Origin of the sequence: Burkholderia sp. LA-2-3-30-S1-D2 (assembly GCF_001523915.2) — a bacterium.
In the GTDB taxonomy this organism is placed as follows: Bacteria; Pseudomonadota; Gammaproteobacteria; order Burkholderiales; family Burkholderiaceae; genus Burkholderia; species Burkholderia diffusa.
On sequence record NZ_CP013384.1, the window covers coordinates 235,003 to 260,576 of the forward strand.

16 protein-coding genes and 1 pseudogene are annotated in these 25,574 nt (G+C 61.5%); 8 read left to right on the forward strand and 9 right to left on the reverse strand.

Annotated elements, in window-relative coordinates; translation table 11 throughout:
• Position 1: 1 nt before the first annotated feature.
• The 8 genes and pseudogenes from dbpB (WS66_RS13645) (at position 2) to WS66_RS13680 (ending at position 6,156) form a co-directional block, all read left to right on the forward strand.
• Complete coding sequence (dbpB, locus tag WS66_RS13645) at positions 2–1,123, forward strand: DGQHR domain-containing protein DpdB (RefSeq protein ID WP_059608358.1); 1,122 nt, start codon at positions 2–4, stop codon at positions 1,121–1,123.
• On the forward strand, positions 1,120–2,418 hold the full coding sequence (gene dpdA, locus WS66_RS13650; protein WP_059608359.1) for a tRNA-guanine transglycosylase DpdA: 1,299 nt from the start codon (positions 1,120–1,122) through the stop codon (positions 2,416–2,418). The genes dbpB (WS66_RS13645) and dpdA overlap by 4 nt, the downstream gene beginning before the upstream one ends.
• Complete coding sequence (gene dbpB / locus WS66_RS13655; protein WP_059608360.1) at positions 2,415–3,491, forward strand: DGQHR domain-containing protein DpdB; 1,077 nt, start codon at positions 2,415–2,417, stop codon at positions 3,489–3,491. The genes dpdA and dbpB (WS66_RS13655) overlap by 4 nt, the downstream gene beginning before the upstream one ends.
• A 16-nt stretch (positions 3,492–3,507) precedes the next feature.
• Positions 3,508–4,224, forward strand: a complete 717-nt coding sequence (gene queC, locus WS66_RS13660) for a 7-cyano-7-deazaguanine synthase QueC (RefSeq protein ID WP_059608361.1) — start codon at positions 3,508–3,510, stop codon at positions 4,222–4,224.
• A 67-nt stretch (positions 4,225–4,291) separates the two neighbouring features.
• Positions 4,292–4,924, forward strand: a complete 633-nt coding sequence (gene queE, locus WS66_RS13665; protein WP_059608374.1) for a 7-carboxy-7-deazaguanine synthase — start codon at positions 4,292–4,294, stop codon at positions 4,922–4,924.
• 7 nt (positions 4,925–4,931) lie between these two features.
• Positions 4,932–5,381, forward strand: coding sequence for a 6-carboxytetrahydropterin synthase QueD (gene queD, locus WS66_RS13670; RefSeq protein WP_059608362.1), 450 nt, complete (start codon positions 4,932–4,934; stop codon positions 5,379–5,381).
• A 92-nt stretch (positions 5,382–5,473) separates the two neighbouring features.
• Positions 5,474–5,637, forward strand: a pseudogene (locus WS66_RS34405) (7-cyano-7-deazaguanine synthase); the annotation flags it as partial.
• A 111-nt stretch (positions 5,638–5,748) separates the two neighbouring features.
• Complete coding sequence (locus tag WS66_RS13680; RefSeq protein WP_059608375.1) at positions 5,749–6,156, forward strand: 6-pyruvoyl trahydropterin synthase family protein; 408 nt, start codon at positions 5,749–5,751, stop codon at positions 6,154–6,156.
• Positions 6,157–6,251: 95 nt separating this feature from the next.
• Here WS66_RS13680 and WS66_RS33680 read toward each other — a convergent pair whose 3' ends face one another.
• The 9 genes from WS66_RS33680 to dpdE are packed head-to-tail and all read right to left on the reverse strand — an operon-like array spanning position 6,252 to position 25,262.
• Complete coding sequence (locus WS66_RS33680) at positions 6,252–7,121, reverse strand: serine protease (RefSeq protein ID WP_218928990.1); 870 nt, start codon at positions 7,119–7,121, stop codon at positions 6,252–6,254.
• 47 nt (positions 7,122–7,168) lie between these two features.
• The gene (gene dpdD, locus WS66_RS13685) at positions 7,169–9,403 is read right to left on the reverse strand and encodes a protein DpdD (RefSeq protein WP_059608363.1); all 2,235 of its coding nucleotides are present in this window, start codon (positions 9,401–9,403) and stop codon (positions 7,169–7,171) included.
• On the reverse strand, positions 9,393–9,917 hold the full coding sequence (gene dpdK, locus WS66_RS13690; RefSeq protein ID WP_059608364.1) for a phospholipase D-like domain-containing protein DpdK: 525 nt from the start codon (positions 9,915–9,917) through the stop codon (positions 9,393–9,395). Before dpdK ends, dpdD begins: the two co-directional genes overlap by 11 nt.
• Positions 9,914–14,686, reverse strand: a complete 4,773-nt coding sequence (gene dpdJ, locus WS66_RS13695) for a protein DpdJ (protein ID WP_059608365.1) — start codon at positions 14,684–14,686, stop codon at positions 9,914–9,916. The genes dpdK and dpdJ overlap by 4 nt, the downstream gene beginning before the upstream one ends.
• Positions 14,677–15,411 carry a hypothetical protein gene (locus WS66_RS33685; RefSeq protein WP_059608366.1) on the reverse strand — a complete coding sequence of 245 codons (735 nt, stop codon included), beginning with the start codon at positions 15,409–15,411 and terminating at the stop codon, positions 14,677–14,679. The genes dpdJ and WS66_RS33685 overlap by 10 nt, the downstream gene beginning before the upstream one ends.
• Positions 15,408–18,533 (reverse strand): protein DpdH, encoded by a 3,126-nt coding sequence (gene dpdH / locus WS66_RS13700; RefSeq protein ID WP_059608367.1) that lies wholly within the window; start codon positions 18,531–18,533, stop codon positions 15,408–15,410. The genes WS66_RS33685 and dpdH overlap by 4 nt, the downstream gene beginning before the upstream one ends.
• Positions 18,530–19,426 carry a protein DpdG gene (gene dpdG / locus WS66_RS13705; RefSeq protein ID WP_059608368.1) on the reverse strand — a complete coding sequence of 299 codons (897 nt, stop codon included), beginning with the start codon at positions 19,424–19,426 and terminating at the stop codon, positions 18,530–18,532. The genes dpdH and dpdG overlap by 4 nt, the downstream gene beginning before the upstream one ends.
• Positions 19,423–21,996, reverse strand: a complete 2,574-nt coding sequence (gene dpdF / locus WS66_RS13710; protein ID WP_059608369.1) for a protein DpdF — start codon at positions 21,994–21,996, stop codon at positions 19,423–19,425. The genes dpdG and dpdF overlap by 4 nt, the downstream gene beginning before the upstream one ends.
• The gene (dpdE, locus tag WS66_RS13715) at positions 21,993–25,262 is read right to left on the reverse strand and encodes a protein DpdE (protein ID WP_159086551.1); all 3,270 of its coding nucleotides are present in this window, start codon (positions 25,260–25,262) and stop codon (positions 21,993–21,995) included. Before dpdE ends, dpdF begins: the two co-directional genes overlap by 4 nt.
• Between the last annotated feature and the right edge of the window lie 312 nt (positions 25,263–25,574).

The window sequence follows — 25,574 nt, forward strand, 5'->3', positions numbered from 1 at the left end:
TATGGCCAGAAAAGAGATCGTGGTACGAGCGCTGCGCACGACCCAGGGTGAGGACCTGGATGTCTATGCCTTTTTCATTCAGGGCGTAGACATTGTGAAGGTCGCTGACATATCTAGGGTCGAGCGCGACGAATCCGATGTGCTCAAAGGGTTTCAGCGGCCCGAGATACAAACCCACGTCAAAGGTATCGTCGACTATCTCAACCAGGGCAATGTGTTGTTCCCGAATGCGATCATTCTTGCGATGTCACCGGCCGTTCGCTTCACAGCTGCTCGCGGCACAAGACCTGCCGGCGATCAGGGCATCGCGCAAGCAGGTACCCTGGCTATTCCCGTCTATGATGAGGGGCAGCGAGTAGCATGGATCGTCGACGGTCAGCAACGTTCGTTGGCCTTGGCACAAACTGGAAGCAAGAGTATCCCAGTTCCCGTTGTTGGTTTTGTCTCGGATAATCTGGAAATTCAGCGTGAACAGTTCATTTTGGTCAACAAGGCGCGGCCGCTCCCGACACGGCTAATTAATGAGTTGCTGCCCGAGACGCGCAGTATCTTGCTGCCTCGCGAACTGAGTGCGCGTAGGGTCCCATCCGAGATTTGCAACTTGCTCAACCGCGATCCAGAATCGCCGTTTCATAAGTTGATCAAGCGTATTTCGGAAAAGAGCAGCAGCACGAGTGTCATTACCGATACTGCTGTGATAGCGATGATCCGCAACAGCATGAACAACCCGTTGGGTGCTCTTGCCCCCTTCAAGTTGGCTGGCCGTGAAGGGGTCGACGTTCAGGGGATGTATCAAGTTTTAAAAACATACTGGTCCGCGGTGAGGGACGTGTTTCCAGAGGCATGGGGCGCAGATCCGAGGCGCAGTCGGTTAATGCATTCAGCGGGCATCGAAGCGATGGGTGTGCTGATGGACAGGATTTACGCACGCCTCTCCGGACATGGTGAAGACTACAAAACGGTCCGCAAAGAACTGGAAAAGGTTGCGCCAGCGTGTCGCTGGACTAGGGGAACGTGGGAAACACTAGGTATCGCTTGGAACGAGATACAGAGCACACCACGAGATATCAGAAAACTTCAGGATGCGCTGGTTCGGGCGTATACCAGCACGATAAGAAAATGAAATTTCTCTATTCGGATACTCAGGACTACGTTGACCCAGAGTACGATTTTATTAACGATCGCAATGCTCCCGGCCGCCGCCGCTACTGGGACGATGTGTATGCCCACGAACTCATGATGCCCGCGCCGTATGACGGTTTGCTGGTGTCGATGAGTGCGGTTCGCCAGGCTGCCGGAGTCGCTAAATCAAAGGTGCGATATTCAACTGCGGAAGAGCAGCGGATGTTGCGGGATGGCGTACGCAAGTTCCTGAGATATGGTGGCCCCAAATTCAAGGACGCCATGGTACTTGGAGACTGCGGGGCGTTTGCGTACGCAGACAGCAAAACACCAGCGTACTCGCCGCAGGAAGTGGTGGATTTCTACCTGGACGCAGCCTTTACCCACGGGGTATCTCCCGACCACATCATCTTCGATTGCCTGACCGACAATCCTCCTGCAAGCGACGTTGCACCTGGGATCATTGAGCGTTTCGATATCACGCTTGCCAACGCAGAGGAGTTCTTACGTCTTGCGGATGCCGAGGGACGTCCGTTCGAGCCGTTGGGGGCCGTACAAGGCTGGTCACCAAAGAGCATGGCTGAAGCTGCTGTTCGACTTGAGAAAATGGGATATCGCTATTTGGCGATCGGAGGGCTCGTTCCGTTGAAGGTGGATGTCATCAAACAGGTCCTGCATGCACTGCGTGATGCAATTAAACCTGAAACCAAGATTCATCTTCTCGGGTTTGCGAAGGCCGACACGATCCATCAGTTTACAAATTTCGGTATCACTAGTTTCGATTCTACGTCTCCACTTATTCGTGCCTTCAAGGATGCAAAGGCAAATTACTATATGGAATCTCCGGAAGGGAATGCGCTCGACTATTACGCCGCGATCCGTATCCCCCAGGCGATTGAAAATCCTCGTTTGATGCAAGGTATCAAGCGCGGGATTTTTGGCGCTGAAGATTTGCAGCGCCGTGAGCAAAAGGCACTGACGGCACTCCGCAAGTTCGATGACGGTAGCGGAAAATCGAAAGATGCGCTCGAGGCGATCATGGATTATCAACAGTTTCTTACGCTGGGCGATGGTCGCCCCGCGGAGACACATCAAAAGGAACTGGGGAAGATGCGTGCGTTGGTGGCGCGCACCTTGGAAGATGCGCCTTGGAAGCGCTGCCGTTGCTCCGTCTGCAGTAAGGCTGGCGTCGAGGTCATAATCTTCCGATCTAGTAACCGGAACAAGCGCCGCGGATTTCACAACCTGGGCGTATACCACAAACATGTACAACGTACCCTGGAGAAAAAACGGTGAGCGTATACCGATTCAAGGCAATTCGTGCGTCACAGGCTCCCGAGCACGACGTATTCACCTTTGCTGCCACGCCTGAACAGATCTGGGGATTTGCCGAAATCGAGCGCGTGAGTCGGGCAGATGATGGCCACTTACGTGGCTTCCAGCGTCATCAGATCGCATCGCACATCAAGGAAATCCGCGATTATCTGCGACGTGATGACGCGCTGTTGCCCAATGCATTGATCGTTGCCTTCATTGGCGGCGTTAGAGTGAAGGATAAGGGCGACGGCGTCGCAGACATTGAAATCAAGGTTGGTGATCAAAAGCCAGGCTTTGTCGTTGACGGTCAGCAGCGACTCAGTGCTTTGTCGGGAATCACGAAGCCTGGATTCCAGGTTTTTGTGTCCGCTCTCGTCTGCAAAGACTACAACGAGTTGCGTCAGCAGTTTGTGCTGGTCAACAACACGCGACCGTTGCCGAAGACTTTGATTTACGAACTGCTTCCGACTGTGGAAGGACTGCCTGAGAGGTTCACCGCGCGGAAGTTCGCTGCGCGCGTTGTTGATCGCTTGAACTTCACTCGCGGTTCTTCGCTATATGGAGAAATTCGCCAGCACACAAATCCAAAAGGTGTGCTGAGCGATACCGCGATGCAGCGTTTGGTGATGAACTCAGCCTCTGACGGTGCAGTTCGAGAACTTATCAAGGAAGGCGATTACGAAGATCGCGCCTACGAATTCATTAATGCGTTCTTTGAAGCAGTGGTCGCGGTTTTTGCAAGTGAATGGATCGGAATGAGTCCCAAGACATCGCGCTTGAGACACGGCGCAGGCATTGTGGCAATGGGGTTCGTCATGGAGTTTTTGTATTCCAGCGAAGGCGCTACGACGCGCAGCGACTTTGAACGCAGCCTCAGGTTGTTGAAGGAGTATACGGCATGGACCAGCGGGCAGTGGCGTCTGGCGCCTTACGACGAACGGCCGTGGAATGGCATCCAGAACACGCCGAGCGACATCGACCTGCTGACCAACTACCTCGTTCGATCCATGAAGCGAGCGTTGCGTAAGCCACGCCAGGTTGCCAACTCTTGATCGATAGGAACCACTTATGAAGACTCGCGCACTGGTTCTGTTCTCCGGCGGTCAGGATTCAACGACCTGCCTTGCGTGGGCGCTCGAGCGCTACGAGACGGTCGAGACGCTCGGCTTCGACTATGGTCAGCGTCACCGCGTCGAGTTGGAATGCCGTAACGGCGTGCGTCAGGCGATCACGCGCACATTCCCGCAGTGGGCCGAGCGCCTCGGCGAGGATCACATGATCGATCTGTCGGTGCTCGGCTCGATCAGCGATACGGCGATGACGCGCGAGATCGAGATCGAGGCAACGGCCAGCGGTTTGCCGAATACGTTCGTGCCGGGCCGTAATTTGATGTTCATGACGATCGCCGCCGCGATAGCCTACCGCAGGGGGCTGTCGGTGCTCGTCGGCGGAATGTGCGAAACGGATTTTTCCGGCTATCCCGATTGCCGCGACGACACGATGAAGGCGCTGCAGGTGGCGCTGAATCTCGGCATGGAGAGCCGCTTCGTCGTCGAGACGCCGCTCATGTGGCTCGACAAGGCCGACACATGGCGCCTCGCGCGCGATCTCGGGGGCGACGCGCTCGTCGAACTTGTGCGCGTGGAGACACATACGTGCTACGTCGGCGAACGCGCCGAGTTGCACAACTGGGGCTTCGGCTGCGGCGAATGCCCGGCTTGCCACTTGCGCAAGCGCGGATACGAAGCATTTCTCGCCGGTGAAAAGGTGGCGCAGTCGGCGTAGTGGCGGTGAGAAGCTGGGCCGATCCGTCGTGGGTCGCTCGAAAATCGGGATGGACGAAAAAAGCAGCATGACGTACGCGGTCAAGGAAATTTTCTACACATTGCAGGGCGAAGGCGCGAATGCGGGCCGCCCGGCGGTGTTTTGCCGGTTTGCCGGATGCAATCTGTGGTCGGGGCGCGAAGAGGACCGGGCCAGTGCCGTCTGCCGCTTTTGCGACACGGATTTCGTCGGCACCGATGGCGAAAACGGCGGGAAGTATCGGGACGCCGCGGCGCTCGTCGATCAAATCGCCTCGCTATGGCCTGAAGGCGAGGCGCATCACTTCGTCGTCTGCACGGGCGGCGAGCCCATGCTGCAGATTGACGAGGCGCTCGTTGCCGCGCTGCATGCGGCCGGCTTCGAAGTGGCGATCGAGACGAACGGTTCGCTGCCCGTGCTCGACTCGATCGATTGGATTTGCGTCAGTCCGAAGGCCGATGCGCCGCTCGTTGTGACGAAGGGCAACGAACTGAAGGTCGTCGTGCCGCAGGATAACCAGCGACTCGACGACTACGCGCGACTCGACTTTGCTCATTTTTTTGTGCAGCCGATGGATGGCCCTTCGCGCGAACTCAACACACGTGTTGCAATCGACTGGTGCAAGCGCCATCCGAGTTGGCGGCTGTCGATGCAAACCCACAAATACTTGAATATTCCCTGACCCGATCGTGTTAACAATTACCCGAAAACTCGAATTCGATGCGGGTCACCGCATTCCCGACCACTGCAGCCAGTGCCGCAATCTTCATGGTCATCGCTACGTGCTCGAGATCACGTTGCAAGGCGACATTGTCACGACCAAAGGCGCATCCGACTGCGGCATGGTGATGGACTTCGCCGATGTCAAATCGTTGGCGATGGAGCATCTCGTGAGCCGCTGGGATCATGCATTCCTCGTCTATGCTGGGGACGAACCCGTGCGCGCATTTCTCGAATCGATGCCGGGTCACAAGACGGTCGTGCTCGAGCGTGTCCCGACGGTCGAGAATCTCGCGGCAATCGTGTTCGAAACGCTCGCTCAGGTCTACGATGCACATTACGGCGTGAACTTGCGGCTTCAGCACGTGCGGCTCTATGAAACGCCAAACTGTTGGGCTGATGTTAAGCGCGATCTCTGAGCGCGCCGGTCCGGCGGAACAACGATCACGTCGCTTGGATGTGAGGATAGTGTGGGTAATCCGTGGCGACGTTGTCCATCTACCAACCGCTGGTTATCGAGACTCCGTTAATGTAGATAGACAAAGCCGACACCTGGCGAATGGCGGAGCATCTGGGAGGCGAGGCGCTCGTCGATCTGATTCGCAGGGAGACGCACACCTGTCATGTCGGCAATCGAACCATGCAGCACGGTGGGGCTACGGTTGCGGCGAATGACCCGCTTGCGAGTTGCGGCAAGAAGGCTTCGAGTCGCTTCGGGAAATGGTGGTCTGCGGAGCGCGGCGTCGATCAATGAGCGATGGGGAATAGGAGGTGGCAGCGGAACAGATGAACTACGAACTCAGCCAGAAGTTCTATTTCGAGGCGGCGCATACGCTGCACCGGGAGATCGACGCCGAGGGCAGCCGACGCGTTCACGGGCACACGTATCACGCGCAGGTATTCGTGCGCGGCTGTCCAGACCTGACCACGCAGATGGTGGTCGATCTGGGCTTGCTGCGCCGGGAGATCGACCGCGTGCGGGACCTGCTGGATCACCGCTTTCTCGATGAAGTTCCGGGCCTCGGCGCGGCGACGCTCGAAGGCCTGTGTGCGTTTATCTTGCGGAATCTGTCGCACTCGCTGCCCAATATCTCGAAGGTGCGCGTGGAGCGGCCCGCGAGCGGAGACTGCTGCGATTTGGAGGCAGCGTCGGTGATGAAGCCTCAGAGCGAAGCGGAATTTCGATTACCCTAAGTAGCCAGCATTCGAGAATGGCTGTCGAAAACGCCCGCGCGGATTGTGACGTATAAACGCGACGGCGCCCTTGGGCGATTAAATGTGGATTTCGGTCACTGAGCCAGGTAGTCGTCGGGGTTAGGCGGTTGGGTATCGGGCGGTGTCAAGAGGGTCGGAGCGCCGCGCGCATGCGACGTTTCTGCGAGCTTCCAAACAATGGATCGGTCTTCGATCGTTTTGGCAACTGAATCGATGCTGGCGGCGACGACTACCCTTTGACGTTTGTGCCACTCGCAAAGAACGCCGCGCGGGCAGAGTGACAACCCACGCCGAGCGCCGATCTCTCGCGACATCACTTCAAACAGCGGTCCGCCACTCATCCCTTGCAGTGCAGGGAGACGGATGGGAAACGCTTTATGATCATAGTGAATATGAATCGAAGGTTCGATATTGGTGGGTGCGAACCTTCGATCGTCAAGTTTAGCCTCAATGGCGATGGGTTTTGTAGTCATGTCCGATGGCCAGCGCAAATCGAATTTATTTTTGGACGCTGGGTATCCGACCATCATGAAAGTTGAAGTCCCGGTATATGTCGCTGGTAGTGGTTCGAGCATTGGTGCAAAGATCTCAGATATGCCGTAAGATTCTAGCCATCTAGGTGGCAAAAATGTTACGGAAATATCGGACTTCAGATTGTCGACAAAGTACAGTCCATGCAGAAAGACCCACTTTCCGAAAATCTTCGCGGCGACCTGCTTTTGAGTAAATGCGGCTGCTATAACGTGATTTGCTGTCACGAAGTAGGCCTGACCTCCGAATGTGACAACGAATCCCGTCCCTACACCTTCCCATTTCGAGTTCCAATTGTTTACAAATATCGGAGATACCCCAGCCAAGGCGCGGTTTATGGACGCGTCAATAATGCTTTTGTAGTCCGAGGACGGATTTTCTCCTAACCAAAGTGGCCTCTTTGAATTTTTCATATCTGTAAGCGGGTGCTTGATCTCGCTCGGCCTCGCTTGTGTGACGGTTACCCCGCCGCCCGTATCTGCTTAATCACAGTCTCGACGATCCTCGTCGTGCCAGTCCCCTGAACCTGGCAGAGCGCTTCTGGCACCCGTAGCGAGTTCTTGATGCAGAAGAACGCCTGATGCGTCGCCACACTCGATACGAAAAACACATAGTCGGCGTGTCGCGTGTGCTGGCGCAACCGGGACGTGCATTCCGTATCGCTGTTCGTCGTGACCTTTAGGTTCGGACTCAGGATCTTGAGCACGTCCATCGCGCGGTGCGTCGCCTGGATGTCCAGGCTGTAGATCATGACACGCGAATCTGATGCTGACGTGTCCGGCTCTTCAGACTTCGCGACTTCCTGCGTTTCCAGCGTGAACGGAATCGATGTGTCGCTTGCAAGCAGCAGCAACAACGCCTTCTGTGCTGCGGCTAGACGTGCAGAGAACTCCCTCCCGGCGCTTAGAATCGCTACGAGCAACTGGTTGCGCGCCTGCTCGTTGCGTGTGGGCGCGATGACGAGCGCATCGGCAAGATCCAGTGCCCAACGCATGACATGGGGCGAGCGCACTGCTTCAAAAATTTTGAGCAGACGGTCCATCAGATGTGCGTATTGATCCGGTGTGGGACCAGCCATCACGACGTGAAGCGCCGCCTGTTTGATCAGGTCCAGTTCGCTCTCGCCGTAGTGGTCCCGCACCCACATCGTCTCGATCAGGGTGCTGTACAGAGGAATGAAGGGCGCATGCGGCTTCGTCCGCTCGACGATCCAGTCGAACCAGACGGGCAGAAGCGCGTCGAAGGTGCCCGAATTGCTGAGCACCTCGTCTTCCATGCTCTGGACGAGACGCTCCGCCATGGCTGCGTCGATTTTTGTGAAGGCATCTGTGTTAGCGAGTTCGCGCCAGAACTCGACCACATTGTCTGCGGCGGCTGTTTCGCCCTCGGGTTCAACGCGTAGTTGCGCCTCCAAGCTCTCTGGCGGCTTGGTCGCGGCAAGGCGTGTGACGTCGCCGAACAGGCGCGCGCGGGCCTGTTGCACGCTGCCAGATAGGGAGGTGCCGCTAGCCTTCACGCGCGCGACGGTTTGTTCCGCGCGCACAGGGTCGTTGATCTCCTTCACGCAGCGAAGCAGGGCTGTCAGCACCTCCAGGTCGTCTTCCAGTGGCCACAACACATCGTAGGCCTGTTCGTAGCGCTCCAGATCCATGTCCTCCCGTGCGGCGTCGAAGCCGCGTTTGGGCGTCAAAGGCTGAATCAGGTTGCCGATGGCGGCGGTCGTTGGGCCGAAGGCGTGATCGCCCAGTTCAGCGAGCCACTGCGCGCATAGATCGACGGAAGGCTTCGCCTGCGACAGTTCGTGCAGCAGGAACGATTTCAGCGCGGCGGGCCGGCGTGACCGACCGAGCGAGCGCAGAAGATGGCCAGCGGCCGGGCGAACCTCCTCCTCGAAGGCGGCCATCAGCCGCGCGGCGTCGCCAGTTTGTTCCTGTGGACGCAGCCATGTCTCGTAGAGCGCCTCCCAGATGTCGCCGAACGTCTCCGGCGGCAGCCTCAACTTAAGCAGATACGGAAAGTTGGCATGTCCGAGTATCTCGCCCCATCGTCCGAAGGCTGCGGCAATGCGGATTTCCAGAAACGCCCGGTTCTCCGCGCTCAGTCCGTGCTGCTCGCGCAGCGCCGAGACCGCTGCGCGGGCCTCGGTCTCGTTTTTCGCGAGCAGCGCCCAGTCGAGCGCCGCGCGCAGTTGGGCGAAGGTGCGATGTTCCAGCGTGCGGCGCTTTGGCCGGCGTTCCAGCAGCGCCCAGTAGATGCCCCACTGCTCGACGATGTGCCTGTCGAAGCTCGCGCGAATGGCGGTGAACCGAACGAAATGAAATCCGTGCCGCTCGAACAGGTCATCGGCATGTGTTCGCGCGACGGCAGTGGGCTCGAATTCCGCGAAGGCCGGGCCGATGAAAGCGTCCAGATCGGCCCGCACAGCGCGCACGCCCGGCTTGTCGCGCGTGCATGCGTACCAGGTGACCGGCTCATCAGCCGAGGTCCGGAAGGGTAGCAGTGCGGGAAGATCGGCGCTGCCGTTGCGCATGCGCTGGATCGCGCTCACGAGCGCTCCCGGAACCGTCTCGGTGGTCAGTCTGCCGGAGTCGGCGTGCGGCGCAACCGGATTGACGAAGCAATTAGGCGCCGCGAAGAACGCCTCAAGACAGGCGGCCGCCGTTTGCGCAAGCTCAGACTGGCCCTCAGATGCCATGGTCGTGGAACTCCATCTTGGCCTGAGCGATATGCTGCGGATCGAAGTCCAGCGTTACGACTTCCTCGTTGAGCGAGATGCCGCGTTCCGTGAAGTTCATCGACCCGGCGATCAACACGTGGTCGGTCAACAGACTCTTGGTGTGCAAAGTCCCGCTCTCCTTCCAGTCGCACTTGTCCTGCAGTCCGGAATCCGCGAGCGCGCTGAACAGACGCTTCTCGAACGGCCTGTTGTGGTTGTCCGGGCGCACCCGGATCACGAGTCGCGTGTCGTTGGACGCAATGGCAACCAGTACGTCGACCAGGCGAATTTCGCGCCGGCTCCACTCGGGATTGAGCCCGCTGAAGTTGCCCACGCTGTTGTCGAAGATGACGATGTTGCTGATCCACGGCGCAAGCAGATGGACCGTCTTGCTCGGCGCCAGCAGTTCCTCTGCGAAGACGGCCGCCAGGGCATCGCGCGCGGCTTCGGGCGCGGAGGTGGCCGATTTGAAAATGCTTCGGGACGTGCTCATGCGGATTCCGGAATCGAGAATTGGAGCTCGATCGTATCGTCGCGCCGCTTGACGGAGGACAGCATGGCGAAGACGTTTAGATAATCGAAGTGGATCGGCTCGATGGTTAGTGTGCGGATAAGGATCGGGACGATTTTGCGCGCCTCGCTGGCAACTACGACAAACACCGCCTCCGAGCGTGTAACGAGTTGTTGGCGCGCGAGTTCCTCCCATCCCGGCAGCGTCGGATCAATGGGCGTCTGGCGTTGCGTGAGCCATTGTCCGAGCAGTAGGCGCTCGGTAGCGACAACCGGCGCGAAGCGGTTCGGCAGCGGCAGGTTGACGGCGCGTAGCGCGTGGCCCTGCGGCCATAGCAGACCCATCAGAACGCCGAAGCGCCAGCTCTCGCGGTCGTCCACCGGCAAGATCAGACCCGAGGACGCAAATGCGGTGTCCAGGCGATTGTCGCCACTATAGACTGCGCACATTATGCGCACATCGATTTCGATACCGTGCAAGTGTTCCAGCGACCCCCAGTGACCGTGAATCTCAGCGATCAGCCGGTCAATTTCCTCGGGGCTCTCGGGTCTGAGCATGCGCAGACTCAACGCCACCGCGTAGCCATGGAACACCGCCTGCCCGCGCCGGACGAGTTCCGCGCGCAGTCGGGCGAATTCCACCTGTGCCGTGGTCGGGCTGCCCGCATTGCGCACCCGCATAACCGCTTCGACGAGTTCGGCGTCGCGCGCATCGCCGCCGATCCACTCGACCAACTGCTTCAGTTGCGTATTCGTGGACTCCAGATCGCCGGTCTCCAGCGCTGCTTCGACATGCTTGTAGAAACTGTCTGGTCGCGAGGCGAGCAATTCGACCACCTGCTCAATCATGCCGTTGCCGCCCGGACTGGTCTCTGAGATCCATATCTCCGCCCGCTGTGGTGCGATGCCATCCAGATGGATGCCAGGATCGATATCCACGATCAGCCCTTCCGGGTCCACCTCCGGGCATGCCTGCTGAATGGCTTCTAGACAGGCGGCCCCCAAGGTCGCGCGCACGGTCAGGGAGAGCCACGGTTCCCATTCCGCATCGATCGGGGCGACGAGCACGCGGGCCGCGTCATGCACCGCGTGCCGGACGGCTTCGGCGTGCAGCGCTTCGTCGAGCGAGAGTCTGAGCCGATCGGGACTCTCGTCGCCGGCCTCAGTCTCGGGCATCTGGAAGACCGTGGAGAGTACGCCGAGGAGAGCGTCCATACGCGCGCCGTTGGCGACTTCGTCCAGCGCAACCGTCAATGACAACTGCTCCTTTGTGGCCACGAGGATGGCTGCAATCTGGAAGATCTGTGCGATCCACCCGCGCAGGAACGGGTTGGCAACCGCCGCGACGAAGCTCGGGCAATGCTGCGCTTCCCAGTTGTACCGCGCGGCACGCGCAGCGCGTGCGCGTGCTTCGTCCGACCAGTCGATGCTCTCGTGCAACGCGGGTGGAAGATGCAGAACAATCAGGAGCGCGTCCGCATCGATCTCGAAACCTACGCCGCAGGGCTGGTCTTCATTCATGAAGCGCCAGTTGACCGTGAGCCGGTGCGACTCGTTGCCGATCCGCATGCGCATGTCTGCCCGCGATGCGATCGCGTATCGCCGCACCAGCGCGGCGGACTGGCCCGAATGCGTGTGCGCGGCGATCGACCCAATGAGGCGGCTTACGCCAATATGGTCAGGCGGCCGGAATTCAGTGCCTTCGCGCGGCGCTTCCAGATGAGAGCTCCATTTGAGTTGCGCATTGGAGGTGTCGTTCAGTTCGGGCAATCCGGCTTGGCGTCCCGGCGCCGCCTGCAGGCGGGCCGTGCGCGGTTGAAACGCGCGATACGTGACCACCTGGCCGTCTTCGAGTCGATGGAACGGCCGCTCGCCCTGCGTCTCATACCACTCGGCGATGTCTGTGTCCTGCTCGAGGATGTCCTGGCCCATGCCGAGATAGCCGTTGAGCGTTTCCGCTGATACACCGAGCCACAGCGCATCGTCGAAGCGGCGCGAGACCTTGCCGGGCGCGAACTCACCCAGACCCTGCTGAACCGGAAGATAGTGACCGTCGTCCCCGCCGCCGGGCAGTGCGAGGCGCATCTCGGGCAGGCTCAGGTCATCGAACAGATTGGCTGGGATGTAGTCGGGCAGCGGATGCCCCGCGCTGTAGTCGGGGTGCTCCGCATCCTTGCCCTGCCAGTTCATTTGCAGACGCCGCATGGCGGTGGGCACGGCGCCGAGCAGCAACGGTCGCGGCTGGTTCCACAACAGCACGTCCATGTCCTCGCGGGAGATCGCTAGCCGCTTCTGCAGCGAGACGGCGAGCCGATCGGTGGATTCCTGCCGGGTGAGGAAGCGCTTGAGCACGTCGTGAAGACGCCGGTGGGCCAAACGCGTCTTCAGCCAGTTCACACCCGACCATTTCATCTGCTTGCCGCGGTCCTGCGGGGCGAGTTGCAGCGCATCGTTTCGCAGTTGGTGCAACGCTGGCGTGAGCGCTTCCACCGGAACCTTGCGGACGAGCTTTTCGAGTGCGCGCCGGTTGCGTTCGTCCCAGTAGGCGAGCCGCGAGTCGTCGGGTGGACCTTTCATGTCACGCCACACCTGGATCTTGAGCGGGTCCGAGTGCGTCATGTCGCCAAGTTCGTCCAGCAGCGCGTAGACCGATTGCATGCGTTGCACATAGCGGTTCGACAGCGGCAACTGGCGCGCAGGCAACTCGGGGTCGAACAGCGTGTCGTAGGCCTGATAGGCGAGCCGGTCGCGGCCGTAGTCGGTGAGGACGATCATCGTCCAGGGGCGCATGTGACGCGTGCGTCCCGCGCGTCCCTTGCGCTGCAGGAACGATGCGATGTCGCGCGGCGCCTTGTGCTGCACGACTACGCCGACAGCCGGGTCGTCAAAGCCGACCTCCAGCGCGGCGGTCGCCACAACGACCTCGCTGCGCGAACTCACGCCGGAGTCGTACGCGGTCGTACGCGCGATTTCGAGTCGCGTGGTCAGTTCATGGCCAATTTCCTCCGGCATGCGCCAGTCCTGGCCAGCGTCGTAGCGGCGTCCAGGCGGCTCTACGCGGTTACGCAGACGGGCCAGACCGCCGTCGGGGTGACGCAACAGGTTGGCGCGGCCGTTAAAGTACCGGCCTTCCGCATCCAGAAGATTGCGGAACAGGCGGTTTGCGGCATCCAACTGATCGGTAAAGGCGAACGCGCGCCAACCGAAGAAAGGATTGCGGTTCTTGTCGAAGCCTTCACGCAGGTCGAGCAGTCGGGTGGCCAGCATTAGCGTCTGAATGGTGGTCGATAGCAGCGCGGCTTGGGACACCGGATCGCCCCGAAGGGCGAGCAGGTACTCCGCGCCTTCGTCGATGATGTCGTTTTCCAGAGGCTTGATCTCCTGCACCACCGATTCATCTAGCCCCGTCAGGCTCGCGAAGAAACGTCGCCCTTCCGAGATCGTCGCGGAGAGGCCAACGAAACTCGAACGCCTGCCGCTCGCGCTCCACCATCGGCGCATGAGATACGCGACCTGCGCGCCGTAGGTGCCGGAATAAAGGTGCACCTCGTCCATAAGCACCAGCCCGGGCGCTTCCATCGCCTTCGGACCGACGCCGAAGAGATGGCGCAACGTCGGATTGGACAGATGGCGATTGAGCATCTCGACTGACGTGAACAGAATGTCGGGCGGCTCATCCGCCATGGCCTTGCGCGTGAACGCGAGTAGGTCGGACTGCACGCTGTGCCCGCAGGACTTGCAGACGAGCCGGTCCTTGGGCAGGTCCTTGTCTTCGTCGCGCACGGCCATCTCGCCGCCGCAGCCTGGCATGGGGCAGGTGAAAAACGGGCAAATGGATTCCCTCGCGTTGAAGCGCCAGCCGCGCTGCTTCAGTGCGCTCTGGCGTGACTCGGGCGTTTCGCCATAGAGCACTCCCACGCGAAGCGCGGCACCGCCGCGGCTTGCTATCCAGTCATCGAACTTGCGGCATTGCTCGTAGACCTCAGCCAACTGATCCTTGAGCAACTCGTTGCGCGGATAAAGCGCGAGCACGCGGACCGACGCTCTTGGTGAATCCACACGCTGCTGGGCGAGCCACGCGAGCGCGGGCAAATAGAAGGCGAGCGTTTTGCCGCTGCCGGTTCCGGCGGATACGAGCGTGCCCGAGCGCGTGCGATGGGTCAGTCCGCCAAGGATGCGCGCGGCGGCATCCACCTGAAAGCGCGACAGGCCCGCGTTCGGCGGCAACTGATCGAGCCAGTGGGCGACCGCCGAGAGCAAGGCGGGATCGGTCACGTCTTTGTCGATGACGTCCATTACCGATTCACGTCGCTGATCGCGTTTCGGATAGCGCCGTGCGCGGCGCAAAAAGCGATAGTCCGCGACGAGCGTGGGCGCCATTGCCCACTGCGTGCTGCCCGCATGCTGCGGAAACAGCTGACGCAGTCGCGCGATCAGACGCACGCCTTCGGCCATGCGCGTGCGCCAGCGCGGGCCATCGTCACTCGAGCCAGTGTCCGTGCTGGGCACCTCGAACAACATGCCGAGCGTCACGAGTTGGTCGCGCAGGTCGCGCGAGGTGGCGATGTTGCAGGCGACGTCGTTGCGCAGCGTGGCGTTACGTTCGTCGTCGATGACGTGATTCAGCGTATCGTGGACTTCTTCGTTGCCAAGGGCGTTGTCGACAAGACCCCAGACGAGAGCGCGCGCCTCAATCTGCTCTAGCGCGTCCAGTGCGCGCTCGGCGAGCGCGAGATCGGGAGTCAACGCCATGTGGGCACCGTCCGTGTCCGGATGACGAAGCGCGTTGCGTCGTCGTATAGCTTCAGCCAGTTCAACACTTCTTCTGTCAGCAGGTCGAGCGCGGCGCCGCCAGCTTCGACAGCCTTGAAGAACTGTTTGACGGATTCCGGTGTGGGCGTCAGCGTGGCAAGGATCTCGCGCAGTCTCTCGACGCATTCGCGCAGCGCGTCCGCGGATTGCGGTGCGGGCGGCATGTCAGCATCCCTGAGCGCCGCGTACTGGGTGTAGAGCGCCCGGTACTGGGCGAGCGCTGTCTTGTTGCTGGGCGTCTCGGGCTCACGCGCGACAAGCGCCGACGCGGTTTCAACCGTGCCGAGATCCTGGATCAGCGCGCGCCAGTTCGCGCGAACGGCCTCGGCGTAGGCCGTGTTGGTCTTGTCGGCTTGTTGGAGGAGGCGCCGCCACAACTCGTTCTCCGACAGTGACTCGATGTTCCCGCCATGCAGGCGCTCGCGCGCTTCCTCGCACAACGCGCGGCTGGCTTCGTCAGCCTTCCCGAGCTCCGCCGATGCGGCCGGCGGCAGCGGCAGGTAGCCGAACTTCGCGAGCAGCTGAACGCGCTTTTGTTTGCGCTCGCTCCATTCGGAGGCGCGGCTTTGAATGGCCGACAACTGGTGGCGCAGCTGATTGGCTTGCCGAACCTTGTCCAGGCCCGCGCGCGCCTGCCGGGCTTCTTCTAGCAATGTGGGCATCATTCCTCCCACGACAACGCGGCGATCAGCGCGTCATGCGCCTGAATGGCCGTCTGGTCGTCGATTGAACCGGTCTGTTGATCGATGGTCTTGTTGAGCGAGGCAAGAAAGCTTCGCAGCAGACTCACGTCCTCATGAATGGCGACGAGCCACGGCAACGGCACTGCCGACAGCGCAGCCAGCCGCCGGTGCGTCTCCGGGGACGCTTCGGCGGCGCGCATCTTGTGAAGCCGCTGGATGGTTGTCTCGATGCCTTCTGCCGAGAGCCGATCGATGGCTGCGCGCACCGCGGCCTGCGTGATCGTGCCAGGAGGCCAGGTAGACTGGCGGTTCGCGTGAGCGACGATCTCTTTCATCTCGTCGCGCCATGCGACACGGGCGTGGTCTTCAGCGAATGCCTCGGTGGTTGGCGCAAGGTAGCGGTCCACTGCCGCCGAGAGGTCGCGCAGCAACATGTCGATGGAGCGGGGAGAGAGGCGGTCGAGGGCGTCGAGTGTGTCATCGGTGTCCTTGGGGCCGCGGCCCTTCAGGGCGAATATCCACTTGTCCTCGACTTCCTGCCTGACAGCCAGACGAAACCGCTCCGTGTCGATGGCCATGACCGTGGTGCCGACATTGCCTTGATAACAGGCGAGATATTTTTTTAGGCGGTCCTGCAGTTGAGCACGGCCGCCAGTCGCATTGCGCCGGCGTTCGAGTGCCCTGCGACCCACCGTGTCGATGGACTCTTCCTTTACAGACGGCTCCTCCGGCGCGGCGGTGAGCAGGTCTTTCAGGCTCGGGTTCTCGGGGCGGTTCGTGATGCCCAGCAGTAGGTCCTGCCGATGCAGCGCAAGTGCCGCGATGCTCAAATCGCGTGATGCTTCGTTGAGCATCAGGTCGAGCACTTTACGTTCGAGTTCGTCGAGCAGCACGTTGGCCGCCGCGTAATCATTCTCGGCGCCGGTATAGTCCCATGACTTGCCTTTGATATCCCACCGGTCCAGCGCCTTCAGGCCCGCGACGATATGCGGCGGTATGTCCGTGTCCGGCGCACAGAGTTCGATCATCGGCCCGATCGTCGGATTATTGACGTTGCTCGCAGGCGGAAGCCAGAACCAGTTGAAGTCCACTTTTTGGCCGTGCAGGCACCAGTCGTTGACCTCCAGACGCTGGTTCAACGCCTCGGCCACGAGCGTGCGCGTTCTCCGCGAGATGTCATTGACCAGACGGATGTTCGGCTTCCATGCTTCCAGTGCCTCTCCATACGCGGTGGCTTCTTCGGACGTATCCGCCGTGGTCTGTCTGGAGTCTTCGGTTGTCTGTTGGTCGCCTGCGGTCGAGTCGCCGCTCACACTGCCGCTCGAGCCGCCCGCGGTCGTGGTGGTGGAGGTGTTGCCTGTTCGCAGACTCACCGTGCTCGCCTTCTTGCCTTCGCCGTCGAACGGCCAGGGCACGGAGAACGCCGTGAAGAGGTCCGCAGAGACAGAAGAGGGCGGCGCGGCCAGCGACCGGGGATCGCCCGCCCAGTGGAACAGCATCGATTCGATCCGGCCGCGCTGTTCCGGAGCGAAGCCGCGATGCTGGAGCGAAAGCCTGATGTCGGACCGAAGCTCCGGACTCTGGAAGTTCGCCGGCGGAAACGCTCCCTGTTCGAACAGGGGCCGCTGGCTCAAAGTTTTGGTCAGCACCTCGTTGATAAAGGCGCGCGGATTGAACTTCCAGCGGCCGTCGACCTTGAGGATGGACGTCGCGAGCGACCGGATGGCAGTCGGGTTGAACGGGAACAGGCTGTATTCCGCCTTGCTGCGTCCGAACGCCGCGAGTTGTTCTGAGGACGCTGCATCGATCAAGGTGACGGAGTCGAAGCTCGGCACCCATGCGTACAGATTGTCGAGGTCACGCTCGGCGGTCTTGAACTCGCGCTTCAGATGATCGATACCCCAGCGCGCCGCGTTCAGATAGCGGCCCGTGAGCTCGACGAGCAACTGCATCACGGTTGCCTCGTCGATGCCTTCGCTCGGCACCACCCATTCCGCCTTGGCGCGCGTGAGCACGGTCTGCGCCCGGGAGAGAAAGCCGTCCGTGACCGCCACCGCGGTGCGGATGGGCGCGCGCACTCGTACTCCCTTTTCATCGCTCTCGGAAATCATGATGTCGAGCAAGGGCTGCTGAATGCCGGACAGCGCCGCGAGATCCTCGATCAGAAGGATCAGTTCCTTGCCATCCTTGAGCAGTTGCACGCGGATGTCGTTGACGACTTCTTGGATGGTGCGTTGGTGCAGCGCCTCGGTGAAACGGAAGATGGTGCGCAGCGCTGGGTCCAGCACGGCCTGCAGCACTTCAGCCGCTGTGGTCCGGTTGGTTCCGTTCGCGCTCGCCAGCCAGGCCAGTGCGCGGTTGACGACGTCTCGCAGATCGGCTCCGAGCGCAACGGTCTCGGGCGCTTCGAAGTCGGATGGCTGAAATTGCCGTTGCGCCGGATCGGCCGTTCCGCTGAGACTGGATGTGACAATGCGCAACAGCACTTTCTTGAACCAGCGGTCCCGGATGTCCGGGTCACGCACGAGTTCGCGCAATTGACGAGCCGCCGTGATGCGCGGCCCCTGCGAGTGGTCGCGGGCCGCGCGGCTCTCATCCATCAGCCGCTGCGCGTAGGGTTCCAGTTCCTCGGCCAGCGCAGTGGCGAGCAACTCGGCGGCCTTGGGCGGGTCCAGCGCTTCTATGGCGCGCCCGAGATCCTGCGTCAGCGCGTGATACTCGTCGCCGCTGAGCGGCGCGAGAATGAGTTCGACGACACGGCGCAGACTCGCCGTCTTCGGAATCGACACGACCACCATCTTGTCCCGCTTCGGATGGCGGTCGAGTTGCGCGCCGAGCCAGCGGACCATGTGCGACTTGCCGACCCCCGATGCGCCAGTGAGCGCGACGATCACCGAACTGCCGTCGTGAATCGGCCGCATGAGCGCTTCGAGCATGTCATTCTCCGTGGCGGCTTCCTCGCTTTTTGATTCCGCGACGCGACGCCGCAGCGTAACGGGCAGGTGGACGGCGAGCAGCAGCGCCTGATCGACGGTCTCGGCCTCGGTGCGCATGCATTCCGCAACCCGCGCGGCGTCGGGCCAGTATGCGTTCAACGGGTTCATCGCGCGGCTCCTGCCTTCGGTCGGGAAATCCAGTGGAACGTGAGATCGTTGCGGGCGCCGTTCGCGCCCGTCAATGTGATCGAGCTGCCAAGGTCCGATCGGGGCTGCAGCAGGATGTCGCCCGCCTGCCTGAGGTTGAGCAGGGCCCTCGAGAGCGCGGTGGAGAGCTGCCCTTGCCGCAGGCGGCCGAGTACGTTCGTATCCACCGCCGCCAGCATTTCTTTCTGCCACACGCCTTCATCGATGACTGGCAGGACGCCCGCCAGACGGTCGACGAATTGCGCGGCGGGCATGTCCTCGCCTTCAGCCAGCACTTGTGGCAGCACGTCGCGCACGGCGACGGTCGGATCGATATCGGCGTACGGCTGCTGGCTGAAGCCGAGGAAGCGCGACCAGTACTGCAGTCCCGGGCGGCGCGTGCCGTTGCGCAGGAGCCAGCGGTCTGGGTCGGTGATCTGTTGCGACTCCCGTTCCTCGATCACGTCAAAACCGGTGCGATAGACGTCCTGTGCCATCATCCAGGCGAGGCCGCGCGTGAGGTCCGCGGCCAGTGTGCCTTGAGGCGCCCAGAAGTCCGGATTGTTCTCCGCGGCGAGAACGCGCGCACACGCCACGCGGCGCGTGAAGGCGAGGAAGTCTTGCGGAGTGCGCAAGCGGTCATCCGGCCGCTCGGCCACATCGATGGCGCCGCCTTCCTCACGAAACAGGCTGAGCTGCGTCCAGCGCAGCAATGTCTGCCGGGCCTTGTCGCCGTCATCTCCCACCACCAAAGGCGGCGCGACCATGTCGAGCAGTTCGTCTTTGGGGATCGGCTTCCTTGAGCGCAGTACGGTTGCATGCAACTGCACGAGGACGTTGGGCAGGCCGTCGCTGGCGATGTTAAGGAGACTCATGAGCTCAAAGCCTGAATAGCGGTTTCTTCATCGATGTGCGGCAGCACGCTCGACCATGTGCGATCTGGGCGCTCCGGGTCGCGGGTGCTTTTCGGTATGATCATGACGGTCATTGCGCTAGGTGAAGTTCTCAGCAACATACCCAGTGATCGTGAAATATGTTCAGATGTCCAAACGATGATTTTTACCTCATCCTTGCCTCCCGCCAGCGAATCGGGAGCGCTTGCATCGAACGTGTCGATGAAAGCGTCGGAATGTAGGCGTCTGAGCCGAGCGTGCATCAGCGTGGCGAGCGTCGCCGCCGTGTCGCAGGCCACGGCGACCGTATGAGGACGCAGCCTGCTGAGCAAGGCGTCGAGCAGGCCCGGGCCATTCTGGCTAAGCAGTCGCTCGACGTCGTCGACAACGACGAAAGTCAAATTCTGGAGCAGGCGCGGGAAGGTGCGCAACGCTTTCTCGAAGTCGGGGCGAGGCTCGAACTGTTCCAGTCGGTCGACAAACGGTGCCGGGACGACTGGTATCCGGGAGCGGTCGGACCAATGGCTCGCGCAGCCGCCACAATACGCACGAACGGGCGCGTAGGCGAGAGGCATGGTCAACTGGTAGAGGTCGCGCAGTGCGGCCTCGACGGGCCGCTCGTTGCGTGCGATCGTCAGCATTAACTGGAAAGCTAGACGCGCCGCGCGCTTCGATTCGCTTCGCGCCTCGCGCATGCTGCGTTCAAAAGCGCTCCGCGATCCATGATCTCCGTTGGGGAGACGAACGGCAGCATAGCCAATCGTCATATCGGATTCTTCCAAGTCGCCGTTCTGGGTATCTGCGGCGCCCGGCCTGCTGGAACTCAATGCCGTGAGTTCGATGAGGCCGGAGCAGGCCATCAAATTCAGTGTTCGAAGATTCCACGCCAGATTGGACTTGCCCCGGCTCACGAGGGCAGGGCGTAACCGGTTCAGGTCGATCCAGCTGTCGCCATCGCGCGTGGCGTCCGGCATCGCGTGATCGATCATTGCGGTCCAGCGTTGAAAGCCAAGTTCGTCGCCGATGTGGCGCGCACTCGCCATCCGCAACCCCTGTTTGACGTCCTCGGTGGTGTATAGCAGAAGACTTGCCGATGCGATTCCATCACGGCCACTGCGCCCGACCTCCTGATAGAAGCGGTCGAGCGACTCAGGAAAGGTTGCATGAACGATCGTGCGTACGTCGCCCTTGTCGACACCCAGTCCGAACGCGGATGTCGCGATCATCCCGTCGAGTTCATTGCGTTCCCACTGCCCAAGGAGTGCTTTGCGCTCGCCGGCACCGGTCTGCCCGGTGAACTGCGCGACCCGCACGAATCCTTCTCCACGCAAGAGGTTCAGCCACGTGCGTGCCTCGTCCGGGCGCGTGATATAGAGGATAAACGGTCTCGGCGCTACTCTGAGCGCTTCAATCACGCGCTCCTGCTTTTCCTGCATCGAAGCACACCACACGGCGGCGTAACGCGGTTCCGGGCGAAGATAGATTGCGCTGATCAACTTCGTCCTCTCGGGTGGCCCGAACTGCCGCTTGAGTACCGTCACGGTGTGCCGCGTGAGCGTCGCGGATGCGAGCACGACGCGAATAGCATGCGGCGACATAGAGCGCAAACGCGCGATCAGAGCGGGAAGCAATTGAAACGACGGTCTGAATCCGCTGCCCCACGTCGCGACAAGATGCGCTTCGTCGATAACGACGTGACTGAGTCCGCCTGCCTTCGCGCATTTTTCCAGCAGCGTGCGCAACGTTCCGGTCGCCGCTTCGGGCGAGGTAAACAGGATGCGTTGCGAGCCATCGTTCACCGCGCGGAAGATGGCGGACCGCTCTTCCAAAGTCAGGCCGCTGTGATACGCGTACTGGTCATGTTCCCGATGGGGATACCGGCTCCTAAGCAGGGCAGCCATGCGCCGCCCTTGGTCGATGGCCAGCGCCACGGTTGGCACGATCGCGAGCGTCAGATGCCCCTCGCCATGCATTAGCGCCGGAAGTTGGGCGAGCACAGACTTGCCGTTTCCCGTGGGCAGCGCCGCGATGAGCGTGAGGTCCGCGGGCATGTGGATCAGTCCGCGGACGGCTTCGCGTTGACCCGCGCCGGTGAATGATTCCACGCCCAGCAGATCGGCGACGATCGGCTCGGCCGCCACGCCTTTCGGGGCGATCGCCTGTAAGCGATCGAAGACGTCGTCAAAGAGATCGCTTTGCGAGTCGAGCCACGATAGTAGTGGCTTCCTTGCTTGTATCTCCAGTCGGTTTTCGAATGGCAGCACGTCGAATCCGGCTTCCTGCCAGACATGCTGAGCAGGCCAGGCGGGTCCCTTGGGCACCTTGAGCCACTTGGCGCCGCCATTCGATGCCTGAAACAGCAGCCATTGCCGGATCAGAGCGATGCAGTCGGCGTGGGACGGACGCGGCTGCTCGCCGACGTATTTCTGAAGCGCCTGCCTCAGCCGCTCGAGCATATCGCTCGAGCCGGGCACGGCGAGAACCTCTTCCGCCCGCGCCCAATTCGCCAGACACTCGCTGAGTTCGGCGTCACCGAAGGAATCGCGCTTCATTGTTCGAACGGATTGTCGGAGGCAAGAAAGACCGCACCCGCGACGTCGAGAACGACATCAGGACCGGCGAGCGCGCTGCGGATCGTGGCATAGAGCACATCGTCACCGGCACGCTCGCTGAGTTCGCGTTGCCGCTGCGCGCCCGCAAGCCGCGCCAGACGCGACTCGCTCTGCGCGTGGCGCAGCCGGACTTCCCGGTCCAGCGCGGCAAGCGCCTGCTTCACGTGGCGCTGGCACGCTTCGGACTGAAGCGCCGCGGTCTCGGCGTTCCTGCGTGCCTCGGCGCATAGCGCCAGCCAGTTCCGCAGCCAGTTCGACTGCACCGCCGGCGGCATATCGCGCCATCGACCCGAATTCAGGTTGTAGTCACGGCGGCTGCCCAGCCAGGCATTGCGATAGGGCGCGGCCACGCGTTCCGGCGGATTGGCGACGATCGCACCCGCGCCGTCCACCCAGACGCGGACAAACAGAGGCGCGAAAAACGCCTGCGTCTTGCGGACGAGCGCCTGTTCGACAATGGATTGAGCTTCGGGACCGCGTCCGTCCAGCGTGGCGATGAGCGCCGCCGACCGGATGACGAAGTCGAAGCGAAAGTACAGGTCGGCGCCGCTCGGGTCGTTCACTTCGTATTCGCGGTCCACGCGCCACATGGCGAACGCGCGTCCGCGGTCGTCATGCTCGCAGAACTGCTCGAGCGCCGTGACCAGCGGGTCGCCGACGCGCAGCACACGCACGCCCCGAGCCCGCGCGGCGCGTGCGAGCGCATTCTGCCGTCGGAATACATAGGGATGCGACAGCAGCGAGCGCGAGCCGCCGCTGCGGGACTGCGAATCCAGGCTTTGCAGGAAGGTGCGGAGGTATTTGTCTAGCGGGATCAGCGTTTGGGGCACGCCGTGGTGGAGCGCGTAGCCCACCCTGAACACCTCGTCCGCGTCATCGTTCGTGGGACGCGGGCCTTCGTACCGAACCTCGAATTTGAGCGCCTCGCGCGCGAAACCGTAGAAGGCCGCCCGCCACTCGCGCCATGCCTGTTCGCACTCGTCGAGTTGGTCGATCGCGTCCGCTTCCTGTTCGCCGAGCGCATCCAAGGCGTCCTGCAGATCGATCTGTCTGCGTTCGCGTTCGACTAGGCCGTCCGGTCCCGCAAGTGCGGCCTGATGCTGCTGTATCGCTGGCGTGCCGCGCGCGAACCATTCTTCCGAAAGCGTCTGCAACGCGGACTCGATCAGATACTGCAGACTCGCGACGGAACGTTTGAATACTTGCCAGCCGGTATCGAGCGTGTCGATCCAGGCCACTTCGTCCGGATTCGCTTCGTCCTGTAACGCGTATGACACGATCGGATCGCCCGTGCCGAAGCGGTCGAGCCGGCCCAGCCGCTGCTCGCAGCGATTCGGCGAGCCCGGCATGTCGAAGTGAACGGCGATCTTTTTGCCTCCATGCAGATTGACGCCTTCTTCGGCGCGCGCGTCGCACACCAGAACGCGAGCCTTCTGTGGTGCCGACAGGAACTGCTGCCACGGCAACAAACGATCCTCGTCGTCCTCATCGACGCGCACTTCGTGAAGAACCACCTGCGTACCGAGCGAACGCCGCAGACGCTCGGCGGCGCGGTCGGCATCGGCGCGTTCGCTACAGAACACGACGACCTGGGCGCCGGGCACGGCAAGCAGACGTTCGACCGTCGCGAGAAGCGCATCGAAACGCTCGTGCCCGTCGCGCATGCGGTGGGCGCTGTTGTCGAGCGCGCTCGCGATGTCGAGTGCGTAGTCGTCGCGCACGCCGTATCGTTCCAGCAGCGCGCGCACGGACATGATCTGGCGAGGATTCACCGAACTCTCGAGCAGCGCGAGGCGCAGCGCGTCAGGCAGTGCGTCGAGACCATTTAGACAGAGGCGCAGTTCCTCGATGCGGTGCCGCCAGCGATCGGCGCCTTCGCTGCTGAACGACACGCGCTTCAGTCCGGCGCGTCCCGGCGTGGCCCACTGCACGGACTTGCGACGATTGCGCAGCATCCGGCGGTGCAGGCGATAACTCTCGACGAGGTGCGTTTTCAGATCGGCGAGCGCGGCGAGGTAGCCTTCGTCCTTTTCATCAGGGAACGTGTCGACGATCGCGCGCAACGCGTCGACCTTGTCCATCAACACGATGTCTTCGCCATACGCCTGCTGCAGGCGCTCAAGTTCACCGGTGAGGCTCCAGAGATTTTCCGGAACCAGCGCTGCGACCACTTCGGCGACGATCTGACGCGTGGCGATCCGGCGCTTGAATCCATCGAGATCGTCGAGCGGAAACGCGAGCGGATCGAGCAGATGCAGAACCCGCAGAAAGCCTTCCGGGTCGGATAAAACTGGCGTTGCGGAAAGTAGCAACAGGCGGGGAATCTTGTGCGCGTGCGCCTGCAGAAGGCGGAACAGCGCGACTTCGCGCTCGTTGCCCAAGCGCGAAAGGTGATGCGCTTCATCGACGACGAGCAGGCCCGCGTTCTCCAGCGTCTCCTCGAGTCCCTCCGGGTCGTCATGACTGACCACGTGAAGAAAATCGTCCAAGTAGTTGCCGAGCCCGAATCTTGCGGACAGTTCGTCGCGCCACTGCCACACGAGCGCCTGCGGCGCCAGTACGACGGCGCGCGCGCTTTCCGGCGCATCCAGAAAGTACTGGCGGATGATGACGCATGCTTCGATGGTCTTGCCCAAGCCGACTTCATCGGCGAGCAGGTAGCGTTGCACCGGGTCCGTGAGCACGCGCCTGACCACTTCGAACTGATAGTCGACGAGCTCAATGGGCGGTGAGAGCGCCGCGGTGATGCCCGATGCCGCCGTGTATTGAAGCGTGACTTGTTGCGTGAAGGCGCTGCGCGCGTCGGCGAGAAAGGGCGTTTCGGTCGTTTCGCCGACCAGAAGCGGCAACGGGTCGCGCAGCGGTCGGTTCCAACGGACTTGGAGGTCGGCGGCATCGACGTTACCTGCGTCACCGTTTGGGAACTGGACGAAGAGCACTGTGTTGTCATCGTCGATAACGCGCCCCACTTGCCAGCGACCGGTTGAGTGCCGCCGGTAGACGCGTGTCTGCGCCGGGAGGCTTGCAGGCTTGATGTTAGTCAGCGAGCATTCCACAACCGGCGGCGACTCAGTTCCGGGAGCATCAAAGTACTGGACACGGCCGATGCCCGCACCTGCGCCGAGAAACTTTCCGATACCCCAATCGGCATAAGGCGCGGCGCTGACCTGCACGAAGGCGCCTGTTGCGAGGCGAACGGCTGCCATCACCAGGCTCCCGCGGAGGCGAACCATAGTCCGCCAGATGCCGAGTTCGGAAAATGTGAGCCAGGCTGGCTTTCACTGACGCGATGGCAGGCCACTTGAGCAAATCGAGATTGCGGCATTTTCTGGCATCTTGCGCTTCCTGTCATTTTACTTAATGCTCATAGGCGTTGGCACGGCATCTTGTTTCGTACCTCTCCCCTGTGAGGCCCCGTTTTTGTGTCTGGTGAGCTACCGTAGGCGAATTTTAGGATGTTTCGATCATCAGCGCGACCATAAAACGTGAGTTATGCCTCGCAAGCAACAAATCGACGC

Coding starts and splice junctions, on each gene's coding strand:
- dbpB (WP_059608358.1), top strand. CDS start 2: ATGGCCAGAAAAGAGATCGTGGTACGAGCGCTGCGCACGACCCAGGGT.
- dpdA (WP_059608359.1), top strand. CDS start 1,120: ATGAAATTTCTCTATTCGGATACTCAGGACTACGTTGACCCAGAGTAC.
- queC (WP_059608361.1), top strand. CDS start 3,508: ATGAAGACTCGCGCACTGGTTCTGTTCTCCGGCGGTCAGGATTCAACG.
- queE (WP_059608374.1), top strand. CDS start 4,292: ATGACGTACGCGGTCAAGGAAATTTTCTACACATTGCAGGGCGAAGGC.
- WS66_RS13680 (WP_059608375.1), top strand. CDS start 5,749: ATGAACTACGAACTCAGCCAGAAGTTCTATTTCGAGGCGGCGCATACG.
- WS66_RS33680 (WP_218928990.1), bottom strand. CDS start 7,121: ATGAAAAATTCAAAGAGGCCACTTTGGTTAGGAGAAAATCCGTCCTCG.
- dpdD (WP_059608363.1), bottom strand. CDS start 9,403: ATGGCATCTGAGGGCCAGTCTGAGCTTGCGCAAACGGCGGCCGCCTGT.
- dpdK (WP_059608364.1), bottom strand. CDS start 9,917: ATGAGCACGTCCCGAAGCATTTTCAAATCGGCCACCTCCGCGCCCGAA.
- dpdJ (WP_059608365.1), bottom strand. CDS start 14,686: ATGGCGTTGACTCCCGATCTCGCGCTCGCCGAGCGCGCACTGGACGCG.
- WS66_RS33685 (WP_059608366.1), bottom strand. CDS start 15,411: ATGATGCCCACATTGCTAGAAGAAGCCCGGCAGGCGCGCGCGGGCCTG.
- dpdH (WP_059608367.1), bottom strand. CDS start 18,533: ATGAACCCGTTGAACGCATACTGGCCCGACGCCGCGCGGGTTGCGGAA.
- dpdG (WP_059608368.1), bottom strand. CDS start 19,426: ATGAGTCTCCTTAACATCGCCAGCGACGGCCTGCCCAACGTCCTCGTG.
- dpdF (WP_059608369.1), bottom strand. CDS start 21,996: ATGAAGCGCGATTCCTTCGGTGACGCCGAACTCAGCGAGTGTCTGGCG.
- dpdE (WP_159086551.1), bottom strand. CDS start 25,262: ATGGCAGCCGTTCGCCTCGCAACAGGCGCCTTCGTGCAGGTCAGCGCC.